Below are 9520 nucleotides of genomic sequence, written 5' to 3'. Positions count from 1 at the left end.
CCGGACGGGCCGGGGACGCTATGCCGTGACGGGCTGTGTAGCGATCTGACGCGATGGTGGCCCTTGTGGGCCCCGGATGCCCATCTGATTGGCGTTGTCTGCGGCTTGACCCGGGCTGGGCTCGGAAAGGGGGATCTATCGGCCCCGGATGGGGACATGGCAGCCGGGATCGGCCCGTGGATCGCTGACGGGCCCGCTCCTGGACTTTGACCCCCCGGCCATCCTTCGGGGGCTTCCCGGCAGTCTGTTGTCTTTCCGGGGCGGGCCGGGCAGTCAAGGGTGGCCGAAGGCCATCGCGAAGCGACGCGACGAAGGAGCGCCCTTGACGGCCCGGACCGACACGGAAGGACAGTGGACTGACGGGTCGCCCCCGGACTTTCTCTGATGCCGGGTGCGGGCATCCCGACCCCCGACGCCCCCGCCTCGCCTTCCACCCCCGCCCGCGGGTTCCCGCCCACCTCGGTCCCGCCCCGCCTCACACCCCCGCCCGCCGGCATCCCGCCCCCTGAAGCCCCCCTGAAGCCCCCCCGAAGCCCCCGCCCCCTCACCGACCCGCCATATGCGCCAGCGGGGTGATCGTGGTTTCTGCCGGGCCTCGGGCGTCTGCCTCGCGTTGGCGTTCCGCGCTGTCGCTGATGCGGAGCAGCAGGGCGACCATCACCCAGTTGGCCAGGAGGGAGGAGCCGCCCTTCGCCAGGAAGGGCAGCGCCTTGCCCGTCAGGGGGATCAGTCCGGTCACGCCGCCCGCCACCACGAAGACCTGGAGGGCCAGCGCCGCCGACAGGCCCACCGCCAGCAGCTTGCCGAAGGGGTCGCGGGCGCCGAGGGCCATGCGCAGCCCCCGCTGCACGAGGAGCGCGTACAGGAGCAGGACCGCCATGACCCCCGCCAGGCCGAGCTCCTCGCCGACCGTCGTCAGGATGAAGTCGCTGCGGCCCGCGAACTTGATCAGCTCCGGGTGGCCCAACCCCAGCCCCGTCCCCGACATCCCTCCGGTGCCGAAGCTGAACAGCGCCTGCGCGGACTGGTCCGAGGTCACCCCCGGCGGCCGGTCCTTCCAGTAGTACGACAGCGGGTTCAGCCAGGCGGCCACGCGCGCCTTCACGTGCGGCTCCGTCGAGCCCACCACGAACGCGCCGCCCGCCGCCATCAGCAGGCCGCACACGATCCAGCTGGTGCGCTCGGTGGCGACGTACAGCATCACCACGAACACGCCGAAGAAGATCAGCGACGTACCGAGGTCGCGCTCGAAGACCAGTACCAGCAGCGACACGATCCACACCGTGACGAGGGGTCCGAGCTGGCGCATCGGGGGCAGCCGCATGCCGAGGAACCTGCGGCCCGTCAGGGCCAGCGAGTCGCGGTGGATCACGAGGTAGCCCGCGAAGAAGACCGCGATCATGATCTTCACGAACTCGCCGGGCTGGAGCGAGAAACCCCCGACGACGATCCAGCGCTTCGCGCCGTACGTGTCCGCGGGCGAGAAGGCCGGCGCGATCAGCAGCACCAGCGCGGCGGCCATCGTGATGTAGATGAAGCGCTGCAGCAGCCGGTGGTCGCGCAGCAGGGCGACCACCGCGATGCAGGCGGCGACGCCGATGACCGTCCACACCAGCTGTCCCGGCGCGTTGGGATCCGCGCCGTACTTCTCGATGTACGACTGGTCCAGCCGGTGCAGCAGCACCAGCCCCAGCCCCGTGAGCAGCATCGCGAGCGGGAGGACCAGCGGGTCCGCGTAGGCCGCGAACCGGCGCACGCCCAGGTGTCCGACCAGGGCGAGGAGGCTCATGCTGAGGGTGAAGCCGGTGAGGTTGGCGGGGAGCGCCCCGTTCATCGCCAGGCCCGCGCTCGCATGCCCGGCGACGGCGATGGCGACGACGAGGACCAGCAGCAGCGCCTCGGTGCGGCGGCGCGCGCCGGCGGTCGTCAGCGGCCTCAGTCCGCGCACGGGACGCCGCCGTCGTCGACGGACGCCGCGGTTGCGGAGGCCATCGGTCCGATCTGCTCGGCAATGCGGCGCTTTATCTTCATATCGACTATGACGTCGAAGACCCCGCCCTGGTTGCTTCCGCGCCCCGCCCTGGTTGCTTCCGCGCCTCGCCCGCGGCCCGCGCCCGGCCCGCGAGGACCCCGCCGGCGCCCCCTGAAAGCCGCCACGCGGTGGACCGTATTGGCACTCCGCTTGACCGAGTGCTAATCGCCGGAATAGTCTCGCACCTGGCACTCGCCCCCGGTGAGTGCCAACACAGCGACGGGCAGGTCCGGCACCCGCGACGACGGATCCACCTGGTCGCCACCTCAGACAGTTAACCCCGTGAGATCTCCGAAGGGGGAGGTCGGATCGTGACGACCGCCAGCTCCAAGGTTGCCATCAAGCCGCTTGAGGACCGCATCGTGGTCCAGCCGCTCGACGCCGAGCAGACCACGGCCTCCGGCCTGGTCATCCCGGACACCGCGAAGGAGAAGCCCCAGGAGGGCGTCGTCCTTGCCGTGGGCCCGGGCCGCTTCGAGGACGGCCAGCGTCTCCCGCTGGACGTCAACGTCGGCGACATCGTGCTGTACAGCAAGTACGGCGGCACCGAAGTGAAGTACAGCGGCGAGGAGTACCTCGTCCTCTCGGCTCGCGACGTTCTCGCGATCGTCGAGAAGTAATCACTGAAGTCACCACTTCTGCACTTCAGCAGAATGCTTTGAGCTGCGCCCCTGGCCACCCCGCTGATCGCCGGGCGGCGAGGGGCGCAGTTCGTTAAACCCGAGTTTTCGAGAGGGCTGAACCGCTCCCATGGCGAAGATCCTGAAGTTCGACGAGGACGCCCGTCGCGCCCTCGAGCGCGGCGTCAACAAGCTTGCCGACACGGTCAAGGTGACGATCGGCCCCAAGGGCCGCAACGTCGTCATCGACAAGAAGTTCGGCGCCCCCACCATCACCAACGACGGTGTCACCATCGCCCGCGAGGTCGAGCTGGACGACCCGTACGAGAACCTGGGCGCCCAGCTGGTGAAGGAGGTGGCGACCAAGACCAACGACATCGCGGGTGACGGCACCACCACCGCCACCGTGCTGGCCCAGGCGCTGGTCCGCGAGGGTCTGCGCAACGTCGCCGCCGGTGCTTCCCCGGCCGCCCTGAAGAAGGGCATCGACGCCGCGGTCAAGGCCGTCTCCGAGGAGCTCCTCGCGACCGCCCGCCCGATCGAGGACAAGTCCGACATCGCCGCCGTGGCCGCGCTCTCCGCGCAGGACCAGCAGGTCGGCGAGCTCATCGCCGAGGCGATGGACAAGGTCGGCAAGGACGGTGTCATCACCGTCGAGGAGTCCAACACCTTCGGCCTGGAGCTGGAGTTCACCGAGGGCATGGCCTTCGACAAGGGCTACCTCTCGCCGTACATGGTCACCGACCAGGAGCGTATGGAGGCCGTCCTCGACGACCCGTACATCCTGATCAACCAGGGCAAGATCTCGTCCATCCAGGACCTGCTGCCGCTGCTGGAGAAGGTCATCCAGGCGGGTGGCTCCAAGCCGCTGCTGATCATCGCCGAGGACGTCGAGGGCGAGGCCCTCTCCACCCTCGTCGTCAACAAGATCCGCGGCACCTTCAACGCGGTCGCCGTCAAGGCGCCCGGCTTCGGTGACCGCCGCAAGGCGATGCTCCAGGACATGGCCACCCTCACCGGTGCCACCGTCATCGCCGAGGAGGTCGGCCTCAAGCTCGACCAGGCCGGTCTCGACGTGCTGGGCTCCGCGCGCCGCGTGACCATCTCCAAGGACGACACCACGATCGTCGACGGTGCCGGCAGCTCCGACGAGGTCCTCGGCCGCGTCAACCAGATCAAGGCCGAGATCGAGTCCACGGACTCGGACTGGGACCGCGAGAAGCTGCAGGAGCGCCTGGCGAAGCTCGCCGGCGGCGTCTGCGTCATCAAGGTCGGCGCCGCCACCGAGGTGGAGCTCAAGGAGAAGAAGCACCGCCTTGAGGACGCCATCTCGGCGACCCGCGCCGCGGTCGAGGAGGGCATCGTCTCCGGCGGTGGCTCCGCGCTCGTCCACGCCGTGAAGGTGCTGGAGGGCAACCTGGGCCTGTCCGGCGACGAGGGCACGGGTGTCGCGGTCGTCCGCCGCGCCGCGGTCGAGCCGCTGCGCTGGATCGCCGAGAACGCCGGTCTTGAGGGCTACGTCATCACCTCGAAGGTCGCCGAGCTCGAAAAGGGCCAGGGCTTCAACGCCGCCACCGGCGAGTACGGCGACCTGGTCAAGGCCGGCGTCATCGACCCGGTCAAGGTCACCCGCTCCGCGCTGGAGAACGCCGCTTCCATCGCCTCCCTGCTGCTCACGACCGAGACCCTGGTCGTCGAGAAGCCGGCCGAGGAAGAGGCCGACGCCGGTCACGGCCACGGTCACGGCCACAGCCACTGACGCAGGCCGAGCCGAGCTGAACCGGTAAGGGCCCCGGTCACCGCTTCCGAGCGGTGACCGGGGCCCTTCGCCGTGTGCGCCGTGTGCGCCGTGTGCGCCGTGTGCGGCGTACGCCGCGCAAGCCGTGCCGGTGCCGGGTCAGGTGTCCATCATGCCGAGCTGCCGCATCAGGCCCATGGCGTCGTAGTGCCACCACCCTTCCTTGAGCATTCCGTCCGCGCAGCGGAAGACCGTCGTGCCGGTCATCGTGCAGGTCTTGCCGGTCGGGGCGACCCCCATGAACTCGCCCTTGTGCTTGCCTGTCCAGGTCCACAACGTGGTGATGTAGTCGTCCTGGGCCATCTGGGCATCGATCGTGAACGTGAAGTCGAAGGCGCCGCGCCACTGCTGGACGTCCTCGCGCATTCCCTCCGGGCCGATCTTGTCCTGGGGGTTGCCGATGTCGTGGTCGCGGTAGTCCGAGGCGAAGATCTCGTCCGCCGCGGACATGTCGCCCTTCATCGCGAGGTCGTTGAACATTCGGTTCGCGAGCATCGTGTTGAGGTGCTCGTCGCGTACGACGTCCAGGTTGGTGAACCTGGGCATCCCGTCGCAGAGGGCCACCATCTCCTGGAACATCTGGTCCGTCTCCGGGAGATGAGAGTTCTTCATGGCCTCTTCATACGACGGGAATTCGACGACGTCGACGTAGTGGGTGTCCGACTCGCGGTCCTTCGCGATGACGCTGTGGGTCACCGTGCGCTTGCCGTTCGTCTTCTCCAGGTACCGGTCCAGGACCTCGTTCAGGTCCTCGGGCCTGCTCGTCTCATAATCGACAATTTGTACGAATGTCATGGCGTCTCCCGGGCTGGATGGGGTATATCCAGTTTAGGAAGAATTAGCCCATAAGGGGCTACTGAGGGCCGTACTTGCGGCCCGTGCGCGAGCTCACCCCGCCCAGCAGCCCGCGCGGCGCCAGCTTCACCACGCCCATCAGCGCCTTGTACCGCGGATCCGGGATCGAGACCGTCTTGCCGCGCGCCAGGTCGGCCAGCGCCGAGGCCACCAACTTGTCGGCGTCCAGCCACATCCAGCCCGGGATGTTGTCCGTGCCCATGCCGGCGCGCTGGTGGAACTCGGTCCGTACGAAGCCGGGGCACAGCGCCATCAGCCGCACCCCGGATCCCGCCAGGTCCTTCGCCGCGCCCTGGGTGAACTGGACGACCCAGGCCTTGCTCGCCCCGTAGGTGCCGCGCGGTACGAAGGCCGCCACCGAGGCCACGTTGACCACTCCGCCCCGGCCGCGTGAGCGCATCGACGCGGTGGCCGCAGAGGTGAGCCGCAGGACGGCCTCGACGTGCACCTTCAGCATGGCCAGCTCGTCGGCCATGGAGACTTCGAGGTAGCGGCCCTTGTTGCCGAAGCCGGCGTTGTTGACCAGCAGGTCCACCGGGTGCGTGCGGTCGCCGAGGCGCTCTTCCACCGCCGCGATGCCCGCGTCGGTGGCGAGGTCGGCGGTCAGCACCTCGGCCTCGATGCCGTGCCGGTCGTGCAGCTCGGTGGCCTGTTCGGCGAGCCGCTCGGTGTCGCGGGCCACCAGTACGAGGTTGTGTCCCTGGGCGGCGAGCCGCCGGGCGAAGGCGGCGCCGATGCCCGCCGTGGATCCCGTAATCAACGCAGTCGTCATAGGCGCAACCTAGCCGCCCCTGGTGACGGGTTCATCAGCCTGCGCGCGTGATGACTGCGCCTGCATGTACGTACGCACCGTCTCGTGGGCCTGCGGCTCCATCGCCGCGCCCGCCGCCAGCGTGCGCGGGAGCAGCGCGCGCTCCGTGGTGAAGGCGCGGAACCAGAGCCCCACCGTCACGTCGTGGTCCGGGCGGTGCACGATCTCGACCGTGTCGCCGGCGCCGACCCGGCCCTCTTGGATCACCCGCAGGTACGCGCCCGGCCGTGCGGCCTGCGTGAACCGCTTGACCCAGGCCTTCTCGCCGAGGACGCCCTGGAAGGTGCGGCACGGGATGCGGGCCGAGGCCACCTCCAGGACCAGGTCCGCGCCGATCCGCCAGCGCTCGCCGAGCAGCGCGCCGGTCAGGTCCATGCCGGAGGTGGTGAGGTTCTCGCCGAAGGTCCCGCCGGGCAGTTCGCGGCCCAGCTCGCGCTCCCACCAGTCCAGGTCCTCGCGTGCGTACGCGTAGACGGCCTGGTGTTCGCCGCCGTGGTGGCGCAGGTCGCAGACGTCGTCACCTTCGACACCGCTGGCGCCGACCCCTCGGGGGCCCGGCGCGAAGACGCGGACGCTGCCGGGGACCGGGCGCTTGCCGATCCCGGTCAGGCCGCCCTTGGCGTCGGTGTGCTCGACGGCGCTGGCGCGGCCGGTGTTCACGGAGAGAACGTGCCTGCGGGGCGGGGTCGCGGTGGTGTCCGGTGCGGCGGTGTCGGGTCCGGCGGCGGGTCCGGGGATCGGAGGCATGGCCGATACCGTAGCCGAGGTCCCCCAAAGGCGGAACCGGGACATTGGCAGTGTGGTCAAAGCAGGGCTTATGCTCGAAGCATGATCGAGGCACGCCATCTCCGGGTCCTGCGCGCCGTGGCAGGTACGGGCTCCTTCTCCGCCGCCGCCCGCGAGCTCGGCTGCACCCAGCCCGCCGTCTCCCAGCAGATGAAGGCGCTGGAGCAGTCCGCCGGCACCCCCCTGCTGGTCCGCACCGGGCGCGAGATGCGGCTGACCCAGGCCGGTGACGCCCTGGTCCGGCACGCCGCCGGGATCCTCGCCGGGCTGACCGCCGCCGAGGAGGAGGTCGCGGCCATCGCGGGGCTGCGCGCCGGGCGGGTCCGCCTCGTTTCCTTCCCGAGCGGCAGCTCGACGCTGGTGCCGACCGCCCTCGCGGCGATGCGGGCCGAGCACCCGGGCACCCGCATCTCGCTGGTCGAGGCGGAGCCGCCGCGTTCGGTGGAGATGCTGCGCGACGGCGACTGCGATGTGGCGCTGGCCTTCCGGTACGCGGGCGCCTCGGCGCCGGTCGCCGAGTGGGAGGACCTGGTGGTGCGGCCGCTGCTGACGGACCGGCTCGTCGGGCTGGTGCCCGAGGGGCACCGGCTGGCCGGTGCGGAGCGGCTCGGCATGGCGGAGCTGGCCGACGAGCCGTGGATCGCGGGCTGCCCGCGCTGCCGCCGGCATCTGGTGGAGGTCTGCGAGGGCGCGGGCTTCACCCCTCGGATCGACTTCGCCACCGACGACTATCCGGCGGTGGTCGGCCTGGTGGGGGCGGGGCTGGGGGTCGCCGTGCTGCCGGAGCTCGCGGTGGAGTCCGTACGGGCCAAGGGGGTGGCCACGGTGGCCGTGGAGCCGGCCGTCGAGCGCGAGGTCGTGGCGCTGACGCTGCCCGATCTGGCCCGGGTCCCGGCCGTGGCCGCGACCCTGACCCAGCTGGAGCGCGCCGCCACGCGCTGACCGAACCGCCCGTACGGCGGTACTGCGGTTCGGCCGAACGGGTGGCGTGCAGAACCGCTCCCGAGGAGGGAAACGTTACTTCGTACTCTCCAGTCAGTTACCGGTCAATGAGGGGTGGAGGGTCCGATCGTGGTCGATGCGGGGATCAGTCGATGGCGGGCGCGGCCCATCAGTTCCTCGCGCTCGTCCTCGGTGAGGCCGCCCCACACCCCGTAGGGCTCGCGGACGGCGAGTGCGTGCGCGGCGCATTCCGAACGCACCGGGCATCGCATGCAGACCTCTTTGGCCGAGGCTTCGCGCGCACTCCTGGCCGCGCCCCGCTCGCCTTCCGGGTGGAAGAAGAGGGAGCTGTCGACCCCGCGGCAGGCAGCGAGCAGCTGCCAGTCCCAGAGATCGGCGTTCGGTCCGGGGAGGCGGGAGAAATCTGCCATGGGTAGTCCTCTTGGTCGCCGGTACTGAGACGGTTACGGTCCAAGTCTCCACACCTACTGTCGTAGTAGATGTAAATATGACTCATTGGGAATCTAGCCTCAGTCACGTGCCAAACGGAAGGAAAGCCGCCAAATAGGGCATAGCTCCAGATGGTGGACGCGTGTCGAGTGGTTCCGGCATCGTGATCGCTTCCTCACGTAGAGTGCCGAAGGTGTTCGTCCAACCCGTAACTCTTTCGAGTGACCATCGTTGAGAGTGCGAAGGCGGTTGAACCAAGAAGTTCCCGGACAGGTGTCCGAGAGCATCGACCGCACAGGTGACGATACGTACCAGCCTGGAGGCTCAAGGTGACGCGCATCAGCAGCTGCGGAGGGCGGTCATGACATCCGTCCTCGTCTGCGACGACTCCCCGCTTGCCCGAGAGGCGCTCCGTCGCGCGGTTGCCACCGTGCCCGGCGTCGAGCGTGTGACGACGGCTGCCAACGGCGAGGAAGTCCTCCGCCGCTGGGGTGCCGACCGCTCCGACCTGATTCTGATGGATGTACGGATGCCCGGGCTGGGCGGTGTGGAGACGGTGCGCCGACTTCTCTCGGCCGACCCCGGCGCCCGCATCATCATGCTGACGGTCGCCGAGGACCTGGACGGCGTGGCCCTCGCGGTCGCCGCCGGCGCCCGGGGCTATCTGCACAAGGACGCCTCGCGCGCCGAACTGCGGGCCACGGTCACCCAGGCGCTCGCCGACCCCACCTGGCGCCTGGCCCCGCGCCGGCTCCGCTCGGCCGAGATGGGCGCCGCGCCCACGCTCACCGCGCGGGAGATCCAGGTGCTGGAGGGCATGAGCCACGGCCGGTCCAACGCGGAGATCGGGCGCGAGCTCTTCCTCTCCGAGGACACGGTCAAGACGCACGCCCGCCGGCTCTTCAAGAAGCTCGGCGCCTCGGACCGGGCGCACGCCGTGGCCCTCGGGTTCCGCTGGGGCCTGGTCCGTTGAGCGTGCGCTCGCCCGCCGGCCGCTGACCAGCTGACGGAGAGCGGTCCCGTCCGCCACCGGCGGGCGGGGCGGCACGTCCCGACGCGCCGGGCGCCGCCCCGGGAGGACGTCGACCCGCCGGGGGATTGGCGGCGCTCGATCCGGGGGACGTGTCGCTTCGAGCGCGATGCCGCATCCTTGAGGTGTGGCGCATTTTCTGGGATGGGGCCTCAGGGAGTATTCGGGCGAGCGGGAGGGGAGGGCGCAGTGATGA

At 70.1% G+C, this 9520-nt stretch carries 9 protein-coding genes; 4 read left to right on the top strand and 5 right to left on the bottom strand.

Annotated elements, in window-relative coordinates; all coding sequences use genetic code 11:
* Window positions 1–544: 544 nt before the first annotated feature.
* Window positions 545–1948 (bottom strand): FtsW/RodA/SpoVE family cell cycle protein, encoded by a 1404-nt coding sequence (locus AC0666_RS03400; RefSeq protein ID WP_478706980.1) that lies wholly within the window; start codon window positions 1946–1948, stop codon window positions 545–547.
* A gap of 395 nt (window positions 1949–2343) precedes the next feature.
* Here AC0666_RS03400 and groES point away from each other — a divergent pair, with 395 nt between their 5' ends.
* Window positions 2344–2652 carry a co-chaperone GroES gene (gene groES, locus AC0666_RS03395; RefSeq protein ID WP_007265952.1) on the top strand — a complete coding sequence of 103 codons (309 nt, stop codon included), beginning with the start codon at window positions 2344–2346 and terminating at the stop codon, window positions 2650–2652.
* Between the two features lie 130 nt (window positions 2653–2782).
* Window positions 2783–4411: a chaperonin GroEL gene (gene groL / locus AC0666_RS03390; RefSeq protein ID WP_468962885.1), complete on the top strand. Its 1629-nt coding sequence runs from the start codon at window positions 2783–2785 to the stop codon at window positions 4409–4411.
* Between the two features lie 138 nt (window positions 4412–4549).
* On the opposite strand, the gene AC0666_RS03385 is transcribed toward groL, so the two are convergent.
* From AC0666_RS03385 to AC0666_RS03375, 3 genes are read right to left on the bottom strand one after another with little or no spacing between them, the layout of a single operon-like run.
* Window positions 4550–5245: an ester cyclase gene (locus tag AC0666_RS03385; protein ID WP_468582589.1), complete on the bottom strand. Its 696-nt coding sequence runs from the start codon at window positions 5243–5245 to the stop codon at window positions 4550–4552.
* A 58-nt stretch (window positions 5246–5303) separates the two neighbouring features.
* On the bottom strand, window positions 5304–6077 hold the full coding sequence (locus tag AC0666_RS03380) for an SDR family NAD(P)-dependent oxidoreductase (RefSeq protein ID WP_468582588.1): 774 nt from the start codon (window positions 6075–6077) through the stop codon (window positions 5304–5306).
* Between the two features lie 9 nt (window positions 6078–6086).
* Complete coding sequence (locus AC0666_RS03375; protein WP_468962887.1) at window positions 6087–6863, bottom strand: MOSC domain-containing protein; 777 nt, start codon at window positions 6861–6863, stop codon at window positions 6087–6089.
* Between the two features lie 81 nt (window positions 6864–6944).
* Between AC0666_RS03375 and AC0666_RS03370 the strand changes: the two genes are divergently transcribed.
* Window positions 6945–7844, top strand: a complete 900-nt coding sequence (locus tag AC0666_RS03370) for a LysR family transcriptional regulator (RefSeq protein WP_468582586.1) — start codon at window positions 6945–6947, stop codon at window positions 7842–7844.
* 104 nt (window positions 7845–7948) lie between these two features.
* Here AC0666_RS03370 and AC0666_RS03365 read toward each other — a convergent pair whose 3' ends face one another.
* Window positions 7949–8275 carry a WhiB family transcriptional regulator gene (locus AC0666_RS03365; RefSeq protein WP_356845024.1) on the bottom strand — a complete coding sequence of 109 codons (327 nt, stop codon included), beginning with the start codon at window positions 8273–8275 and terminating at the stop codon, window positions 7949–7951.
* 380 nt (window positions 8276–8655) lie between these two features.
* Here AC0666_RS03365 and AC0666_RS03360 point away from each other — a divergent pair, with 380 nt between their 5' ends.
* Window positions 8656–9267, top strand: coding sequence for a response regulator transcription factor (locus AC0666_RS03360; protein ID WP_003948568.1), 612 nt, complete (start codon window positions 8656–8658; stop codon window positions 9265–9267).
* Window positions 9268–9520: the final 253 nt, after the last annotated feature.

It is taken from the genome of Streptomyces sp. NPDC043680, from assembly GCF_056436685.1.
Note: the sequence above shows the minus strand (reverse complement) of the source record. Positions and strands in the feature narration are given on the sequence as shown.